We start from the raw sequence: 17313 nt of genomic DNA on the forward strand, positions 1-17313 counted from the left end.
GCCGTGTCGGCCGGTTGCTGCCACCGGGTGCCGTGCCCACCGACTAATCTGGTCGACGACATGGATCAGCAGGAGTACGCGGCCGGCACCGTACGGGTGCCAGGCGGCACGTCGGACGGGCGCACGGGCGGGGCGGGGCGGGGCGCCACCGACGCCTGTGTCGCCGTGCGCGGGGGCCGCCCGGGGGCCGCCCCGGCCGGCCGGTCCACGGGTGCGGCGCCGCTGTCGCGGCAGGAGCCGGCCGGGCTCGACGCGACCCCCGACCCCGGACTGCTGCGCCTCGCCGGCTGGTTCGCCGCCGCCGGGGACGAGGGTGCCCACGACCTCTTCGCCGCCGCCTTCGGCCTCTACGGCGCCCGGCACTTCGGCGCCCGGCACACCGCCGGTGCCACCGGACCGGACGGCTGCGAGGACGTCAGCTGGTGGCACGGGCCGAGCGTGCACGCCCCCGCCGCCCCGGCCGGCCGCGAGGCCCGGCCGCTGCCCGGCCTGCGCCGCGCCCGGCGGACGGGCGAGGCCGCGGCGCCGGACACCGCGGCGGGCGGCAGGCGCGGCAGGCACCGCCGGCCCGAGCCCGCCGGCGCCCCCGCGGCCCCGCAGGAGAGCCCGGCCGCCGCCGAACGCCGGATCGCCGCCCGGCTGCTGCTCGCCCACCCGCTGGTCACCGCCGCCGGCCCGCACGGTGACGGCTTCCCGCTGATCCGCCGTCACCGCGACTGGCTGACGGAACGATTTGCCGCGCTCCTCGGCTACCGGCTGGTGGTCGGCCCCTGGCACGCCCGCCTCTGCAAGGCGGGCCTCGGGCCCGGCGGCGACCGCCGGCTGGAGCGGCCCGGCACCGGCACGCCGTTCACGCCGGGGGAGTACGCCCAGCTCGCCGTCGTGCTGTCCGTCCTGGTCGACGCCCCCGAGCAGCTCCCGCTCGGGCAGCTGGTCGCGGCCGTCCGCGCGGCCGCCCCGGTGCCCGCCGGCCACCCCGAGGCCGACCTCGCCGCCGCACTGGCCGTCTTGACCGAATGGCAGGTGCTCAGCGCCACCGGCAGCGGTCTGGACACCCTGGACCCGACCGCGCTCCTCACCGTCGACCGCGAGCTGGCCCGGGCGGTGCCGGCCGGTCCGCCCGCCCTCGCCGCCTGCGCCGAGGACCTCGTCCGCCGGGCCGCCGACGCCCTGCCTGGTACGGTCGTCCGCCGCCGGCTCGCCGAGACCCCCGTCGTGCTGCTCGACGACCTCACCCCGGAGCAGCGGTCCTGGCTGCTGGAGCACCGGCACGCCGAGGCGGAGACCTTCGCCGGGTTCCTCGGCCTGGACGCCGAAATCCGCACCGAGGGCGTCGCCCTGCTCGACCCGGCCGACGAACTCACCGACCTCGTGCCGGCCGGCGCCGGCACCCTCGCCCGGGCGGCACTGCTGCTGGTGGAGCACCTCGTCGAGGAACTGCGCCCGCTGCCCGGCGAGCCCGCCGCCGGGGCCGTGCCGATACCCGACGCGCTGATAGACGGGGCCCTCGGCGACATCGCCGACGAGTACGGCCTGCGGGCCGGCTGGCGCCGGGACTACCTCGCCGACCGGACGGCGCTGCGCCGCGACGCCCTCGACCTGCTCGCCCGGATGGGCCTGATCAGCCGTACGCCGCGCGGCACCTACCCGCCCGGCTGGCTGTTGCGCGCCCCCGCCGCCCGCTACGCCCCCGAGGCCGAGCTGCTGCCCGCGCCGGGCACCGGCCGGCACTCCCGACCGGACCGCGACGGGGGCCCGGGCCGGGCCGAGGCGCCGGAGCGTACCGACCGCCCGCACCGCCAGGGCCACGGCGAACCGCTGATCCCGGCCCCGTCCCGGAGCCGGTCCGAGCGCCAGCAGGGCCTGCCGGCCTGAACCGCCCGCACCTGCCGCGCCGCCGGCCCGCTCCCGTTCAGCGTGCGGCGGTGGCCGTCGCGACCGAGTCGCTCCGCACGGTCTCGACGGTGGCGCCGACGCCGAACGTGCCGAGCGCCACCGAGGCGGCGACGGCGGCGCAGGCGAGGAAGCGGCGGTGGCGCTTGGGGAGCGGGAAGCGCTGGTCCTGGGTGGCGGGCGGAGGCTGGGTGTTCATGCCACAGAGCATTCCAGCGAGGTGTTAAACGATGACTACACGTGAGTGAATCCTGAGCGGGGGCCGGACGTCGGTCTGTCGGCGCGCGGTCACCCGGACGGCGGCTTCCGCTCGACCCGGGTCCGTGCGGGCCCCCGAGCGGCCGGCTGCTCGCCGTCGACGTCCCGGCGGCCGGTGCCAAATGCGTACAAGTCGCCCCGGCCCCGGCCCGGTCGCCGGTGCGGCAGGCGGCGGGCCGAGCAGGATCGGGTAGTGTTGCCGACCTCAGCGGCGCCGTGGCACCACAGGCGGCCGCTGACCACGACAGTGCAGAAGATGGAACTGACCGAGGAGGTGGGACCGATCACCGCTGCATCAGGGCGGGCGTTCCCCTTCCGCGGCCACACGGCCCGACCGGCGTAGCCGACCGCGGGATCGCCCGGAGGCGTTCCGAAAGGCTCTTCCATGTCGGCTTCACCGTTGTTCCCCCCGTACTCCGCCATCGTCACCACCCTCCGCGCCGCCGGCTGTGTCTTCGCCGAGGACGAGGCGCGACTGCTCACCGCCGCCGCCGGCACCCCGGCCGGACTGCTCGCCATGGTCGAGCGCCGGGTCGCCGGGCTCCCGCTCGAACACGTCATCGGCTGGGCCGAGTTCTGCGGCCTGCGGATCGAGGTGGACCCGGGCGTCTTCGTCCCCCGCCGCCGGACCGAGTTCCTGGTCGAGCAGGCGGCCGCCGTCGCCCCGCCCGGGGCCGTCCTCGTCGACCTGTGCTGCGGCTCCGGCGCGCTCGGCGCCGCGCTGGCCGCCGCGCTCACCGGGGCCGGCGGGCACGCCGGGCTGTACGCCGCCGACATCGACCCGGCCGCCGTGCGCTGCGCCCGGCGCAACGTCACCGCGGCCGGCGGGCGGGTGTACGAGGGCGACCTCTTCGAGCCGCTGCCCGCGACGCTGCACGGCCGGGTCGACGTGCTGCTCGCCAACGTGCCCTACGTACCGACCGAGGAGGTCGAGCTGCTCCCCGCCGAGGCCCGCCTGCACGAGGCCCGGGTGGCGCTCGACGGCGGCGCGGACGGGCTGGACGTGCTGCGCAGGGTGGCGGCCGGGGCGCCGCACTGGCTGGCGCCCGGCGGCCACCTGCTGTTCGAGACGAGCGAGCGGCAGGTGCCGCAGGCCGTGGACACGGTGACCCGCAGCGGGCTGGCCGTGCGGGTCGCCGAGTGCGAGGAGCGCTACGCCACCGTCGTGGTCGCCACCCGGCCGGGCTGACCGGCGCGGGCAGGGCCCGGCGGCCGGCCGCTCACGCCGTGTCGTACGGCGTGAGCACCAGCCGCACCACGTCCTCCAGCCGCCGCCGGGCGTCCCCCAGGGTCGTCCGGCCGGTCACCCAGGCCGTCAGCTCGCCCTGCCAGGCGTGGCCCACGATGTGCCGGACCAGCTCGCTCGCGGCCGTCGGCACCTGCGCCATCACCTCCTGGAGCGCGGTGCTGTCGGCGCGCGCCATGCCCTGCAGGGCCTCGCTGGCGAACGGATCGGTGGAGGCCGCGACGGCCACCCGCAGTCTGGCCAGCTGCGGTTGCCGCTGGTAGGCCCGCATGCCGTTCCGGACGAAACGCACCACCCGGTCCGTCGTCCCGAGGCCGCCGCGCGGCCCGCGCAGCTCCGCCACCAGGTCGGCGAGCAGCAGCCGGTGCCACTCCGCGATCGCGGCGGCGAGCAGGTGGTCCTTGGAGGAGAAGTAGCGGTACGCCGTCCCGAGGGCGACACCGGAGCGCTCGCAGACCTGCTTCATCTGCAGCCGCTCGACGCCGATCTCGTTCACGAGGGCGAGCGCGGCCGCGATGAGGTTCTCGCGGCGTTCGATCTGACGCGGAGACATCGCCTCCACCGGCCTTGGTGACAGGTCAACCTTGGTCACCCGCACCATGATAGGGCCCAGCGCGTTGCCGGAGTATGACGCGTGGGGTCTCCGTCCGGCCCGGCCGGCGGCCTCAGCGCCCTGCGGGTGGCGGCGCGGTGTCCGGGCGGCCGCGGCGGTGGAACGTGCCGCGGTAGGCGCTCGGCGGGACGCCGACGTGGCGCTTGAAGAGGACGCGCAGGTTGGCCGGGGTGCCGAGGCCGGACAACCGGGCCACCTGCTCCATGGGCAGGTCTGAGGCCTCCAGCAGTTCGCGGGCGCGGTCGATCCGGGCGTCGAGCAGCCACTGCATCGGCGGCAGTCCGCTCTCCTCGTGGAAGCGGCGGATCAGCGTGCGCCGGGACAGGCAGGCCCGGCGCGCCAACTGGTCGACGCCGATCGGCTCGTCGAGGTGGCCGAGCGCCCACGCGCGCAGCTCGTCGAGAGTGCCGGTGCGCCCGGGCAGGGCGGGGCGGTCGATGTACTGGGCCTGGCCGCCGGTGCGGTGCGGGGCCGCCACCAGGGCCCGTGCGCGCTGGTTCGCGGCCACCGCCCCGAGGTCGCCGCGGATGATGTGCAGGCACAGGTCGATCCCGGCGGCGACCCCGGCCGAGGTCAGGACGCTGCCCTCGTCGACGAAGAGCACGTGCGGCTCCACCGTCACCGCCGGGTGGTCGCGGGCCAGGGCGGCGGTGTGCTGCCAGTGGGTGGTGGCGCGCCGGCCGTCCAGTAGGCCCGCGGCGGCGAGCACGAAGGCGCCGGTACAGATGGAGACCATCCGGGCACCGCCGGCGGCGGCCGCGGCCAGGGCGTCGCGGACGGTGCCCGAGGGCGCCCCGGGCCGGGCCTGGCCGGGCACGACGACGGTGTCGGCCCGCGCCAGGGCGTCGAGGCCGTGCTCGACGAGCAGCGCGGGGGAGCCCTCGACCGGCACCGGCCCGGGCGTCTCGGTGCACACCGTCACCGTGTACGGGCCGCCCTCCCAGTTGCCGAACGCATGGACCGGGATGCCGAAGTCCAGTGCCAGGACGCCGGGCAGGGCGAGCACGACCACGTGGTGCGGGCGGCGGAGGAGGGGCATGGCACGATCCTATCGACATGTGGCGATCGTGCCGGTGCCCGGCCGGACCCCCGCTGCCTACGGTGGGGCCCATGCATCCGATCCCCGCTCTCCCCACCGGCGCACTGGCCGTCAGCACGATCGAGTACGTGCGCTCCTGCGTCACCGAGCCGGTGGCCAACCACAGTTTCCGCAGCTACCTGTTCGCGGTGCTGCTCGCCGAGCACGAGGGGCTGCTGCCGACCGCGGACTACGACCCCGAACTGCTGTTCTTCGCCTGCGTGCTGCACGATCTCGGCACCTCGCCGAAGGCCGGCGGCGCGCAGCGCTTCGAGGTGGACGGCGCGGACCTCGCGGCCGGGTTCCTGACCGGCCACGGAGTCGCCGCGAGCGGCGTGGACCTGGTCTGGGAGGCGATCGCCCTGCACTCCTCGGCGGGCATCGCCGAGCGCCGGGGCCCGCTGGCCTACCTCACCCGCAGGGGCGTCGGCCTCGACTTCGGCGGCGGCGAGTTCATCTCCGACGCCCAGGGGCAGGCGATCCACGCCCGCCACCCCCGCCTGCGGATGGTCACCTCGCTGGTGGAGGAGATCGTCCGCCATGCGGCGCGCGGCCCGCAGAACGCGCCCCGCTTCACCATCGCCGGCGAACTCGTCCGCGAGCGGGGCCCCGAGGGGCGCCCCACCGAGCTGGAGCTGGCCGCGCCGGCCTCCCGCTGGGGCGTGTAGCGGCCCGCCGGGGCGTCACCGGCGCGAGGTCACTGCCCCGTCCGGCGGTCCCGGATCAGGGCCTCCTGGACCGCCGAGGCGACCAGGTGGCCCTCGCGGTTGTAGAACTCGCCGTGGGCCAGCCCCCGGCCGTCGGCGGCCGACGGGCTGCGCTGGGCGAACAGCAGCCACTCGTCGGCGCGGAACGGCCGGTGGAACCACATCGCGTGGTCCAGCGAGGCGATGATCACGGTCGGCGGCTCGGTGCGCCGGAACCGGGGCAGTTGCAGGTGCAGGGTCGCGGTCGAGGCCAGCGTGAGGTCCGACAGGTAGGTGAGCGCGCAGACCTGGAGCAGCTGATCGTCCTGCGGCAGCGGTGTGCCCGCCCGCAGCCAGACGAACTGCTGCGGCACGCCCGGGATCCCGGCCGGCATCCCGGGTGCGTCGGCGGGCACGAAGCGCAGGTCCAGGGTGCGGAAGCCGTCCGGCCGGGTGTACTCCTCCGGGTCCGTCCGCTCCCGGATCGGGAACGGGTCCGGCAGGCCCTCGGGCCCGGGCACCGGCGGCATCGTGCGCTGGCGGCTCTCCGCCGCCTCCGGCCGCTTGAACGACGCGGAGAGCGTGAAGATCGCCTCGTCCCGCTGGAGCGCCGTCACCCGCCGGGTGGCGTACGACAGGCCGTCACGGACCCGGTCCACCTCGTAGGTGATCTCCCGGGTCGGGTCGCCGGGCCGCAGGAAGTAGCTGTGCAGCGAGTGCACCGCCCGGCCCCGGTCGATGGTGCGGCCGGCGGCCGTCAGCGCCTGCGCGGCGACCTGGCCGCCGAAGGCGCGCATCGGTGCGCCGGCATGGCACCAGCCACGGAACAGGTTCTTGTCCAGCTCTTCGATCCGCAGCAGGTCGGCGAACGGACCGGTGCCGCCGGGGCCCTGCGGGCGCTGCTCAGTGGGGTCGCTCACCCGTTCATAGTGGCAGAAGCGGTGCCCCGAGCGGTGTGACCTGGGTTACTCGCGAGTATCGGAATGCAGTGGAACGCGTTCTAATCCGACGGACTGTCAGTGCCCGCCCCTAGCGTTCCCTCCATGACGCAAGCCGTACAGGCGTACGCCTACCTCCGCCCGTCCGCCGTCCACGAGGACGCCGCCGGCCGCCGCCTCGCCCTGGAGACCTCCGGCGGCGCCACCCCCTCGGGGGCGGCCGCCAACCCGCGCTTCTTCAGCGGCTTCCTCACCACCCCGGCCCCGGCCGCCGCCGCACTGCTGGCCGTCGCCGACGTCGCGGCCGCCCGCTACTACCAGCCGCTGCTGCGCGCCTCGCTCGACCCGGTGGTCACCGCCAACGGCGACCGGCTGCGCTTCGAGTCCTTCTCCGGCTGCTGCGGCGTCTACGCCCGCCTGGACGTCCTCGCCGACGGCCTGGACGGCGACGACATCGGCCACGGCACCACCAACGTCGACGTCAACAACCCGCTGCGCGAATCGCTCGGCCGGATCGGCGCCGCCGACCCGCTGCACCTCGCCGTCGGGCCCGACGCGCTGGAGGTCACCACGCTGGACGGCCCCGTCGTCGAGAAGAAGGTCCCGCTGCCGGACCGCTGGCTGCGCGGCTTCGCCGAGACCCAGGTCATCGCCGCCGGCTTCGACCTGCGCGCCGAACTCCCCGCCGCCGAGGCCGTCCGCTTCCTGCGCTCGCTGCCCCGCGGCGGCGGCCGCTCCGCCGCCCGCGGCGCCCAGTGGGTGGTGCCCGCCGGCTCCACGCTGCGCCCGACCACCCGGCCCGTCCCCGGCGCCGTCTGCCTGCCCGGGCCCGAGCGGCTGATCGCCCTCCAGCGGGTGCTGCGGCACGCCGTCGCCCTGCGGGTCTACGGGCCGGCCGCCGCCGACGGGCCCGCCGCCTCCGCCTGGGAGGTCGTGCTCCCCGGCATGCGCCTCACCCTGACCCTCTCGCCGGACGCCTCGCGCGGCTTCTCCGGCGAGGGCGGCGTGCTCGGCGCGCTGGCCGGCGCCGCGGTCGAGCAGGACGCCGAACTGGTGGCCGTGCTGCTCGCCTGGGAGCCCCGGATCGAGGTGGCCGACCTCGCCGAGCAGGCCGGGCTGAGCCCCGAGCGGGTGCGCGCCGCGCTCACCCGGCTCGGCACCGCCGGGCAGATCGGCTACGACACCGCCGAGGCCGCCTACTTCCACCGCCAGCTCCCGTACGACGCGGGCCGCGCCGAGGCCCACAACCCCCGGCTGCGGGCCGCGCACGCGCTCGTCGCGGCGGGCGCCGTCCGCCTGGAGGAGGGCGGGCCGCTCGCCACCGTCACGGTCGACGAGCACATCCAGCGGGTCCGGACGGACGAGGCGGGGCGGTCCAGCTGCACCTGCCTCTGGTGGGCCAAGTACCGGGGCGGGCGCGGGCCGTGCAAACACGTGCTCGCCGTCGGCCTGGTCCGCGCGGCGGCCACGGAGGCGGCCCGATGAGCCCGGGGGAGCTGCTGCGGCAGCGGATCGCCGCCCGCGACACCCGGACGGCCGAGGAGCGCCTGCTCGCAGCCGTCCACGGCGGGGTGAGCACCGGGATCCCCGCGTTGCTGGCCGAGCTCACCCCGGCGCAGCGGCGGGCCCTCCTGCCCACCCTGAAGGAGATCCGCAAGCAGCTGCGCGGCGACTGGTCGCCGGGGGCCCGGGAGAGCGCCGAGGCGCTGCTGGTGGCCGGCGCGGGCTGCCACAGCTCGCCGGTGGCCGCCGCCGGCTGGATCGGCGCGCGCGACCTCTCCAGCTGGACGGGCATGAACCACCCGCCGCTGCTGCGGGTCATCGAGCGGCAGCCGGCCGAGTGGCAGGCCGCCGTGGCGGCCCGGCTGGCCGAGCGCCGCGCCTCGGCCTGGCACTGGACGGACTACCCCGTGATCGAACGGATCGTCCTCGACAGCGGCTGCCCCGTGCCCACCTCCGACGGATTCGTCGAGGGCTGGCTGCAGCACCGCACCCGGGGCGCCGACGGCTCGCAGCGCCCGGGCTCCCTGCTGGACGTGCTGCGCACCGACACCCTGCTGCCCGTCATGCTGCCCAGGCTCTTCGAACTCGCCGACGTCGGCTACCAGCTGACCGCCCATCCGGGCCGGAGCAGCGAGGACACCTGGCCCGGCGCACTGGTCGCGCTGGCCGGGGCCGGCCTGATCGACCGCGCCGAGCTGCACGGCCACTGCCTGGCCAGGCTGCTGCGCGGCGGCAAGCCGGCCGACCAACGGGCCTTCCTCGCCATGCTCCAGGCCTTCGGTCTCACCCCCGAGGAGTACGCCGGCCACGCCCGCACCCTGCTGGCCCTGCTCGACGGCCTGTCCCCGGTCGCCGAGTACGCCCAGCAGGTGCTCGCCGGGCTGGACGAGGCCGGCCTGGTGGAGCCCGAGCTGCTCGGTGAGGCCAGTGAGACCGTCCTCTTCCGGACGGAGAAGAAGCTGGTCCGCGCCCAGCTCGGCTGGCTGGCCGCCGCCGCCAGGCGCGAGCCGGCCCGCTCCGGGCCGGTCGTGCTGGCCGCCGCCGTGGCCTTCGGACACCCGGACGCGGCGCTCCAGGAGCGGGCACTGAACGTGGTCGCCCGCCACCTGCGGGCCGCCGGCGAGGCCGTGCTGCCCGAGCTGCGGGAGGCCGCCGGGGTGCTCGACCCCGCGCACCACCGGCGGGCCGCGGAGCTGTTCGGCCTGACCGTGGTTCAGCCGGACGAGGCCCCGGCCGACCTGCTGCCGCCGGTGCCGCGGCCCCGCCCGCTCGCGCCGCCGATCGCGACCCCGGCCGAGGTGGCCGAGGAGCTCGGCGCCGTCCTCGCGGGCAACGCCGACCCGGCGGCCTTCGAACGGACGCTGGACGGGCTCGTCCGGCACGCCCACCTGGACCGCCGGGCCCTGGCCGAGGCGCTGGCACCCGTCCTGCGGATCAACCCGTGGCACGAAGGCGCTCGCTGGGCCGACTGCCGGCCGCAGGACGTCCTGTACGTGGCCGCGGCCGTCGCCGGGCTGGTGGCGCCGGAGCGGCTCTGGAACTCGCTGCGCGGCAGGGCGCGGTCCCCCCTGCGCGGCGACCGCAACTCGCCGTTCGGGACGGCGCTGGCGGCGCGGCTGGAGGAGGCCGCCTGGCAGGTCACGACCACCCGGCCGCCGATGCTGCTGGCCGTACCGACGGACACGACCGGTGCGATCGACGCGGCCGAGCTGGTGGGCCGGCTGGCGGCGTGCGAGGCGGTCGGCACCGCTCCCGGTGCGGCCGACCTGTCCTGCGCGCTGCTGCGCGTCACGCCGACCGGGGAGGCCGCCACCCTGGCGGCGGCCGGGCGGCTCACCTCCCCGGCCGGGCAGCGGCTGGCCGGCTGGCTGCGGGCCGGCGGGCTGCCCGGGCAGCCGTCCGAGCGGGTCCGGTTCGCACCGGGCAAGGGCGGCGAGCCGGAGCACCGCTACTACGAGCGGTGGTGGGAGCAGCTCGTGCGCTTCACCGTGGCCCAGCCCGGCCCCGGCGCGCAGGTGCCCGAGGGCCTCACGCCGGAGTGCCTGGCCCTGTTCGAGGCCACCTCGCCCAGCCCGGCCCGCGCCAGGCAGCAGGCCGAGTGGAGCTGGCGGGCCACCCCGCACTGGATCGCCGCGCTGCCGCAGCACCGCGAGGAGGTGGCGGCCCGGCTGCTGGACTGCTTCGCGGGCGCCGCCGACCGCGACGAGCAGGGCACCCCGCAACTGCTCCCGTACCTCGCCGAGGCCGGCGGCCCGGCCGGGCTCGCCCTCCACCTCGCCGTCGGCTACGGGCTGGGCGCCCGCTTCCCGGAGGACCGCGCGGCGGCGGTGGACGCGCTGCTGGTGCTCGCCGCGCGCGGAGACCTGGACGGCGCGCTGCTCGGCCGCGAGCTGGCGGAGCTGGTCCGGGTCGGCGCGGTGAAGACCAACCGGCTGGCCGAGGCGCTGCGCGGCGCCGCCGACACCGGCGCGTACGGGACGCTCTGGTCGGTGCTGGCCGCAGCGCTGCCCGGCCTGCTGGCGGGTGAGGCGGCCCGGGGGAGCGGCGAGCTGCTGGTGATCGCGGCCGACTGTGCGCGGCGCAGTACGGCCCGCGGGGCGATCGCGGAGGTGACGGCGGTGGCCGGGCGGGGCGGGTCGAGCCGGCTGGTGAAGGAGGCGCGCGCCCTGCGGGAGGTGCTGGGGGACTGACCACGCGCCGCGGCTGGTTGAGGAACGATCGTTCTTGACTGATCGTTCCTTAACCCGTACCGTCTGGCGCATGGGAAGACCACGCGCCTTCGACGAGGACCAGGCCGTCCAGGCGGCAGCCAGGCTGTTCGCCACCCGGGGTTACGAAGGCACCTCGGTGGACGACCTGGTCACCGGCCTCGGCGTGCACCGCGGCAGCCTCTACAAGGTGTTCGGCAGCAAGCGCGGCCTCTACCTCACCGCGCTGCGCCGGCACCTCGACCACGAGGTCCTGCCGCTCGCCGCGGCCGTCGCCGCCGCCCCCGGCCTGGCCGGCGCGCTGGCCCAGGCCGTCGCCGGGTACGACGGCGGGGAGGCGGCCGGGCTGCTGATGCTCTCCGCCGCCGAGCAGGCCGCCGAGGATCCCGAGGTCGCGGCCCTGGTCGGCGAAGGCCTCGCCGCGTTGGACGCGGCGCTCACCCGGGCCCTCGTCGCGGGCGGCGGCGAGCCGGGGGAGGCGACCGACGCCCTGGCGGCCGTCCTCGGCGCGACCGTCCTCGGGCTGCGCCTGCGCGGCCGGGCGGCCGGCGCGCCGCCGCCGGCCGGAGCCGTCCTCGCGTTCGCCGCCCAGCTCACCGTCAGCCACCCGCCCCAGCAGTAGAGGAGAACCCCATGGCCCGCGTCAGCATCAGCGGCGGCACCCTGGTCGTCGAGATGGAGGGGCTGCACAAGGCCTGGGCGATGAGGAGCCGGATCGAGATCCCGCTCGCCAACGTCCGGGGAGCCACCCTGGACCCGGGCATCGTGCACGGCTCGAAGGGCATCAAGCGGCTGGGCACCCACATGCCCGGGGTGATCACCGCGGGCTCGTTCCAGCACGACGGCGACCGGATCTTCTGGGACGTCAGGAACCCGGCCGGGGCGGTGGTCATCGAGCTCGCCGACGAGGACTTCACCCGGCTGGTGATCGAGGTCGCCGACCCGCGCGCGGTGGTCCGGCTGATCGAGCAGGCCGCGCGCCCGGTCTGACCGCCCGGGGGCGTCCTGCCGCGGCCGGCCCCCGTCGGAGTACGACGGGGGCCGGCCGTGTGTGCGTCAGACCGTGACGCCGTCGCCCTCGGCGGCCGCCACCTGCGGCCGGGCCGGTGCGTCCGGTACGGCCAGGGAGTCGGGGACGAGCAGCTCCTCGCCGGAGGGCATCGGGGCGACGGCCCGCCACCACAGCGTCAGCGCGGGCGGATCCGCCGGTTCGAACGGTTTGCCGGGGCGCGGCACCGCCAGCGTCGCGCCGAGCGCCTGCGCGGCGGTGACGGTCCGCTCGGGCGGCTCCTCCCACGGGTGCGGGGCGAGGTTGAAGGTGCACCAGTGGATCGGCAGCATCACCTCGCCGCCGAGGTCGAGGTGTGCGCGCACGCCCTCCTCGGGGGTCATGTGCACCTCGGGCCAGAAGTCGCTGTACGCGCCGACCTGCATCATCGTCGCGTCGAACGGGCCGAGCCGGCGGCCGATCTCGGCGAAGCCGGGGAAGTAGCCGGTGTCGCCGCTGTGGAAGACCCGGTTCTCGGGGCCGGCTACCACCCAGGACGCCCAGAGGAACAGCGGGCTGGTGCGCGGGCCGCGGCTGCAGTAGTGCCGGGCGGGGGTGGCGGTCAGTGTCAGTCCGGCGACCTCGGCCGACTCCCACCAGTCCAGTTCGACGATCCGGCCGGCCGGCACCCCCCAGTGCTCCAGGTGCGCGCCGACGCCGAGCGGCACCGCGAACACCGCGCCGCTCCCGGTGAGCGCGCGGACGGTCGCCATGTCCAGGTGGTCGTAGTGGTCGTGCGAGATCACCACCACGTCCACGGGGCCGAGTTCGCCGAGCGGGATCGGCACCGGGTGCAGCCGCTTGGGCCCCGTCCAGCCGAACGGCGAGCAGCGCTCCCCCCAGACCGGGTCGAACAGCACCCGGCGCCCGTCCAGTTCGGCGAGCACGGTGGCGTGGCCGAGCCAGGTCAGCCGCAGGCCGGACGCGGGCGGCTCGGCGAGCTCGACCGGCAGCAGCCGGTGCAGCGGGACGGCGGCGGCGGGCACCCGGCGGGCCCGGTCGGAGGTCAGCTGGGCGCGGGTGATCTCCAGCGGCGTGCGCTCGTAGACCAGCCGGCGGGTCGGCACCGGGTTGCGGAACGCACCGTCGGCGAACTGCGGCGAGCGGTGGACGCGGGCCAGCCGCTCACCGCGGGGGTCGGCGCCGAAGGCGTCCGTCCGGATCTGCTGCCAGGCGCTGCGCGGCAGGCCGGTCAGCCGCCGGGAAGAGGAGAACTGCGAGGTCAGACCGGTGGTACGGGAGTACCAGGGGACGGAGCTGGGCACGGTACCTCCAGGGACGGGAGCATCCGGGCCGCGCGGGCCGGGTGGCCTCGTACGGCCGTCGTACGAGCGACTACCCAGCGGGTGCGGTACGGATACCGGCATGCCGACGCGCGTGCGGCAGCGACCGGGAGCCGCTGCCGTACGACAACCATCTGGTCGGACGATACCGGCCGGTGGGCACCGGGACCCGGTGGAAGGATCCGCGGCACGCCGTTCGGCCTATCCGGCGTTCGGACCCGCCGCTACCGGGCCGGCCGCCGTCAGAGGTAGAAGCGGGTGATCGTCTCGGCGACGCAGTGCGGCTTCGCACTCTCCTCGCTCAGGATCGTGAACCGCACGACCGCCTGCACGCCGCCCTGCACCTCGGTCGCCGACACCAGCTCGGCCGTCGCCCGGACGGCTGTGCCCACCGGCACCGGGGCGGGGAAGCGGACCTTGTCGGAGCCGTAGTTCAGCGCCATCCGGACGCCCTCGACGCCGTAGCACTCCTTCGCCAGGACCGGGATCAGCGAGAGCGTGAGGTAGCCGTGCGCGATGGTCGAACCGAACGGGCTCTCCTTGGCGCGGGCCGGGTCGACGTGGATCCACTGGTGGTCGCCGGTGGCCTCGGCGAAGAGGTCCACCTGGGCCTGCTCGATGGTGTGCCACTCACTGGTACCCAGTTCGGTGCCGACGGCCGCGGTCAGGTCGGCGAGGGAGGCGAAGGTCGTCAAGGTGCGCTCCTGGGGGTGGTGAGGCCCGCGCGCAGCGCGGTCCGGGGATGCCACCGCAGCGTATTCCTACTCGCCGGTCACATGTAAGGGGCGCTTCCGGCGGCGGGCGTGGCGCTGCCCGACGGCTGCAGCCGCCGGCCGCTGACCAGCTCCGGCGTCATCGTCACGAACATCGGCTCGGCCTCGCCCAGCCACGGCCGGGGGCCGGTGCGCAGCAGCCGCTCGTGCAGCGCCGGATCGTTCACCACGTGGGCCCGCCCGTGGACCAGGACGTTCCAGCCCGTCCGGGTGGCGGCGTCCGAGTGGTCGGCCTGGAAGGCGGCCACGTTGTCGTCCAGCGCGCGGCAGACCGCCGGGCCGCGGCGCAGGGCCAGTACCAGCCGCCCGTTGGCCGCGACCTCGAACGCCACCGGCAGCACGGCCGGCAGCGCGTGCTCGGTGTACACCACACGCCCGACGGGCACGGTGGCGAGCAGGCGCAGGCAGTCGGCCTCGCTCAGGTACTCCACCTGGTTGTCACGGTCCATGGGTCGATGGTGCCCCCGCGCGGCGCCGTCCCCTAGGGCCCATGGTCCCTGACCTGGCGGAACGAAGACCTTTCCGCCGGCGCCCGGCAGGCCGGCCCCGGCGCCCCGCGCGGCGGGTTCGGACAGCCGTCCGCCGGGCGGCCCGCGCGGCGGTAGCTTTGCGGCGGTACGGGGCAGAACCGTACGCGGTACGGCGCAGCGGCCCCTGGCACGGCGGGGCCGGCAAGGAGGGGGTGGGCGGATGGTCAGCGGAGTCGATCTGGTCGTGATCGGGGCGGACGGCGGGCCGGAGCGGAGCTACGGCGGCTCGGCGCGGGCCGCGGACGGGGCGCGGCTGCTCGCCGACGTGCTGCCCGGGATGTGCTTCGACGCGGGCGCGGCCGGCTGCCGGGTCACCCTGGTGGATCCGGCGGCCGACGCCAACCGGATGCTGACCGAGCTGCGCGGGGCGGCGCAGCGCGAGGGCCGGTGGCTGGTGGTCTGCCTGATCGGCCAGCTGGTCGCCGACCCCAAGGGACGCCGGCTGGCCCTGGTCACCGGCGGCAGCACCCCCGACAACGCGTACCGGCGCGGACTGGCCTGGGACTGGGTGGTCAGCGCGATGGTGCACGGCTCCCAGGAGGAGACCCTGCTGCTCGTCGACGCCGTCGCCGACCGGGACACCTGGGCGGCCCTCGAACGCGGGGGCGGTGAGGACGGCGCCGGGGAGCTGCTCGCGTACTCCCGGGTGCCGCTCTGGGGGAGGGTCGCCCGCCACACCACCGGCAGACGCGGCCGGGCCGCCGTACTGCCGGGCGGCGAGGGCTCGTTCAGCTGGGCACTGGCCCGGGTGCTGGAGCACGGCGTGCCGGGGGCGCCGGCCGCGGTCGGCCCGCCGGAGCTCCAGCCGGCCGTCGTGGCGCAGCTCGAATGGGGTGAGCTGGCGGCAGGTACGAGCGGTGCCCGGCTGCTCGTACCGCCGCAGGGAGGACGGTTGTTGATGCGCAATCGGGCGGCTGTCCGGGGTGCATTGGCCGGATTGTCGCTTTCTGAAGAACTGTTGGCCGTTCTGTGGCGGGAAAATGCCCCGACGGATCCGCCGCCCGCGTAAGGTCAGGGAGCCCGAGGTGTTGCCGGGACGGACCGATTTGGCAAGAATCGATCCCCTGGCGACAAGTACGGCGGGGATGGCGGATTTTCTTCTGGCGGCCACTGACCACGGACGGGGTCGGTCGCGATGAGGTGGGGCGATGCGGCAGCGCGGAAATGTGTTGCGCCCTGGGGCGGTTGGGGTTGGTGGGGCGGTATTGGTGATGCTGCTGAGCTCTTGTGGAGCCAGTGGTGGCGCTGGTTCCGCTGATCGGCTCGGGACTTCTGCACCCAGTGTTGCGACAGTGACTCCGGTAACTCCTTCGGGTGGTTCGGGCACCGATGGCATCGCGCCCACGGACGGCCCGGAAGGCGCCGGCGGTCGGGACGCCCTGAGGGCGTATCAGGACTGGTGGGCCGCCCAGACGGACGCTTTCGGCCGTTCCGACTCCGACGCTTCCCAGCTTCAGGTCTACTCGACCGGGAAGGCGCTCTCCGAAGCACTGGCGAACCTGCACCAGTTGCACGAGGCGAAGCTGGTGATGATCGGAAGTCCACGTAATTCCCCGCTCGTGAAGGCCATTGACCTGAAGGCGGATCCGCCGACCGCGGTTGTCGAAGACTGCCTCGATGTGACGGGATGGCATCAGGCCGATGCGACAACCCGCGCGACAAAGCCGCCGCAACAGGGGCTGACGAGGTACAGCGCCACCGTTTCGCTGCGCAAGTCCGGAGCACGTTGGCTGATCGTGGAGTTCAAACGCGAGGTGGACCGAACATGCTGAAGCCGATCGGGAGATTCACGATTCGCGTGCTGATGGCCGCCGGGCTGCTGCTCGCCCCCGCGGGCACCGCAATGGCCGACGGGCCGGGCGGTGACGTCACGCACTGCGCGGTGACGTACGTCTGCACCGGGGTGCACGAGCCCGGCACCGCACCGACCGCCGCGCCGACCGGCACCGCTGCGCCGGCCACCGGCGGCGGGCCCCAGACGTGCAGTTGGAACGGCAAGGAATGGCCGTGCTGGGACGACGACCTCGGCTGGTTCTCGGAGGGCTGCTACTACCGGCGCTCCAGCCCCCAGCCGCCGGCCGGCGACCAGGCCTGGGAGGGCCACGACCCGTCGGCGGGGGGCGCGGTCTACGACAAGGTCTGCCGCCAGGCCGACGGCGGGATCGACGGGCAGATCCCGGTGTTCCTCGCCCAGGCGCCCGGCGGCCCGCCGCCGGACAACCCGGCCGCGCTGGCCAAGGACGCCCGGGACGCGATCCGCTTCGACCCGCCGACGCCGCACCTCGCGCCCACCGACGGCGCGCTCGTCGGCCTGCCCGTCTGGCTCTGGTACGACTGGGCCGGCGGCGGGGCGGCCCCCGCACCCTCGACCGTCCGGGGCAACTACATCTCGGTCACCGCGACGCCGACCGTGACGGGCGTGCGCTGGGACCTCGGCGACGGCCACGTCGTGGACTGCGGCAAGTCCGCGGGGACGCCGTACAAGGCGGCCTTCGGCAAGGCGAAGTCACCGGACTGCGGCTACGTCTTCACCGAGAGCTCGGCGAAGCGCGCCTCCGGGGCCTTCGCCGGGACGGTCACCGTCACCTGGGAGGTCACCGCCAGGGTCGTCGGCACCAACCAGACCTTCGCGCCGATCGTCATGCGGGCGGTCAGCGATCCGTTCGAGCTGAAGGTCGGCGAGGTCCAGGTGCTCAACTAGCCCTGCACCGAACCGCCCCGCGCCTCCTGCTCCCCCCGTACGAAAGGCCGAAGCC

At 75.8% G+C, this 17313-nt stretch carries 17 protein-coding genes; 10 read left to right on the forward strand and 7 right to left on the reverse strand.

What is annotated here, in order from left to right; translation table 11 throughout:
* The first annotated feature begins 60 nt into the window (after window positions 1-60).
* Window positions 61-1875, forward strand: coding sequence for a DUF2398 family protein (locus tag ACFUK0_RS03210; RefSeq protein ID WP_380246288.1), 1815 nt, complete (start codon window positions 61-63; stop codon window positions 1873-1875).
* Window positions 1876-1912: 37 nt separating this feature from the next.
* Here ACFUK0_RS03210 and ACFUK0_RS03215 read toward each other — a convergent pair whose 3' ends face one another.
* Window positions 1913-2092: a hypothetical protein gene (locus tag ACFUK0_RS03215; protein WP_380246289.1), complete on the reverse strand. Its 180-nt coding sequence runs from the start codon at window positions 2090-2092 to the stop codon at window positions 1913-1915.
* A 444-nt stretch (window positions 2093-2536) separates the two neighbouring features.
* Here ACFUK0_RS03215 and ACFUK0_RS03220 point away from each other — a divergent pair, with 444 nt between their 5' ends.
* On the forward strand, window positions 2537-3340 hold the full coding sequence (locus tag ACFUK0_RS03220) for a putative protein N(5)-glutamine methyltransferase (RefSeq protein WP_380246290.1): 804 nt from the start codon (window positions 2537-2539) through the stop codon (window positions 3338-3340).
* Between the two features lie 31 nt (window positions 3341-3371).
* Here ACFUK0_RS03220 and ACFUK0_RS03225 read toward each other — a convergent pair whose 3' ends face one another.
* Together ACFUK0_RS03225 and ACFUK0_RS03230 are read right to left on the reverse strand one after the other, a co-directional pair.
* Window positions 3372-3989, reverse strand: coding sequence for a TetR/AcrR family transcriptional regulator (locus ACFUK0_RS03225; RefSeq protein WP_380246291.1), 618 nt, complete (start codon window positions 3987-3989; stop codon window positions 3372-3374).
* Between the two features lie 73 nt (window positions 3990-4062).
* A complete protein-coding gene (locus ACFUK0_RS03230; protein ID WP_380246292.1) occupies window positions 4063-5049 on the reverse strand; it encodes a GlxA family transcriptional regulator in 987 nt (328 codons plus the stop codon).
* A 71-nt stretch (window positions 5050-5120) separates the two neighbouring features.
* Here ACFUK0_RS03230 and ACFUK0_RS03235 point away from each other — a divergent pair, with 71 nt between their 5' ends.
* Complete coding sequence (locus ACFUK0_RS03235; RefSeq protein ID WP_380246293.1) at window positions 5121-5756, forward strand: HD domain-containing protein; 636 nt, start codon at window positions 5121-5123, stop codon at window positions 5754-5756.
* Window positions 5757-5785: 29 nt separating this feature from the next.
* Here ACFUK0_RS03235 and ACFUK0_RS03240 read toward each other — a convergent pair whose 3' ends face one another.
* Window positions 5786-6694 carry an acyl-CoA thioesterase gene (locus ACFUK0_RS03240; protein WP_380246294.1) on the reverse strand — a complete coding sequence of 303 codons (909 nt, stop codon included), beginning with the start codon at window positions 6692-6694 and terminating at the stop codon, window positions 5786-5788.
* A gap of 123 nt (window positions 6695-6817) precedes the next feature.
* Between ACFUK0_RS03240 and ACFUK0_RS03245 the strand changes: the two genes are divergently transcribed.
* From ACFUK0_RS03245 to ACFUK0_RS03260, 4 genes are all read left to right on the forward strand, one after another.
* The gene (locus ACFUK0_RS03245; protein ID WP_380246295.1) at window positions 6818-8197 is read left to right on the forward strand and encodes an SWIM zinc finger family protein; all 1380 of its coding nucleotides are present in this window, start codon (window positions 6818-6820) and stop codon (window positions 8195-8197) included.
* Window positions 8194-10905, forward strand: coding sequence for a DUF6493 family protein (locus tag ACFUK0_RS03250; RefSeq protein WP_380246296.1), 2712 nt, complete (start codon window positions 8194-8196; stop codon window positions 10903-10905). The genes ACFUK0_RS03245 and ACFUK0_RS03250 overlap by 4 nt, the downstream gene beginning before the upstream one ends.
* 70 nt (window positions 10906-10975) lie before the next feature.
* Window positions 10976-11545, forward strand: a complete 570-nt coding sequence (locus ACFUK0_RS03255) for a TetR/AcrR family transcriptional regulator (RefSeq protein WP_380246297.1) — start codon at window positions 10976-10978, stop codon at window positions 11543-11545.
* 11 nt (window positions 11546-11556) lie between these two features.
* Window positions 11557-11913, forward strand: coding sequence for a hypothetical protein (locus ACFUK0_RS03260; RefSeq protein ID WP_380246298.1), 357 nt, complete (start codon window positions 11557-11559; stop codon window positions 11911-11913).
* Between the two features lie 66 nt (window positions 11914-11979).
* Here ACFUK0_RS03260 and ACFUK0_RS03265 read toward each other — a convergent pair whose 3' ends face one another.
* The 3 genes from ACFUK0_RS03265 to ACFUK0_RS03275 all read right to left on the reverse strand — a co-directional run bounded on the left by ACFUK0_RS03265 (window position 11980) and on the right by ACFUK0_RS03275 (window position 14476).
* The gene (locus ACFUK0_RS03265; protein WP_380246318.1) at window positions 11980-13167 is read right to left on the reverse strand and encodes an MBL fold metallo-hydrolase; all 1188 of its coding nucleotides are present in this window, start codon (window positions 13165-13167) and stop codon (window positions 11980-11982) included.
* 329 nt (window positions 13168-13496) lie between these two features.
* Window positions 13497-13949, reverse strand: coding sequence for a MaoC family dehydratase (locus ACFUK0_RS03270; RefSeq protein ID WP_380246299.1), 453 nt, complete (start codon window positions 13947-13949; stop codon window positions 13497-13499).
* A gap of 77 nt (window positions 13950-14026) precedes the next feature.
* Window positions 14027-14476, reverse strand: coding sequence for a pyridoxamine 5'-phosphate oxidase family protein (locus tag ACFUK0_RS03275; RefSeq protein WP_380246300.1), 450 nt, complete (start codon window positions 14474-14476; stop codon window positions 14027-14029).
* Between the two features lie 241 nt (window positions 14477-14717).
* On the opposite strand from ACFUK0_RS03275, the gene ACFUK0_RS03280 reads away from it, so the two are divergent.
* The 3 genes from ACFUK0_RS03280 (at window position 14718) to ACFUK0_RS03290 (ending at window position 17258) form a co-directional block, all read left to right on the forward strand.
* The gene (locus ACFUK0_RS03280; protein ID WP_380246301.1) at window positions 14718-15566 is read left to right on the forward strand and encodes a hypothetical protein; all 849 of its coding nucleotides are present in this window, start codon (window positions 14718-14720) and stop codon (window positions 15564-15566) included.
* Between the two features lie 283 nt (window positions 15567-15849).
* The gene (locus ACFUK0_RS03285; protein WP_380246302.1) at window positions 15850-16329 is read left to right on the forward strand and encodes a hypothetical protein; all 480 of its coding nucleotides are present in this window, start codon (window positions 15850-15852) and stop codon (window positions 16327-16329) included.
* Window positions 16323-17258, forward strand: a complete 936-nt coding sequence (locus ACFUK0_RS03290; RefSeq protein ID WP_380246303.1) for a hypothetical protein — start codon at window positions 16323-16325, stop codon at window positions 17256-17258. The genes ACFUK0_RS03285 and ACFUK0_RS03290 overlap by 7 nt, the downstream gene beginning before the upstream one ends.
* The last annotated feature ends 55 nt before the right edge of the window (window positions 17259-17313 follow it).

The organism is Kitasatospora sp. NPDC057223 (assembly GCF_042669755.1).
GTDB lineage: Bacteria > Actinomycetota > Actinomycetes > Streptomycetales > Streptomycetaceae > Kitasatospora.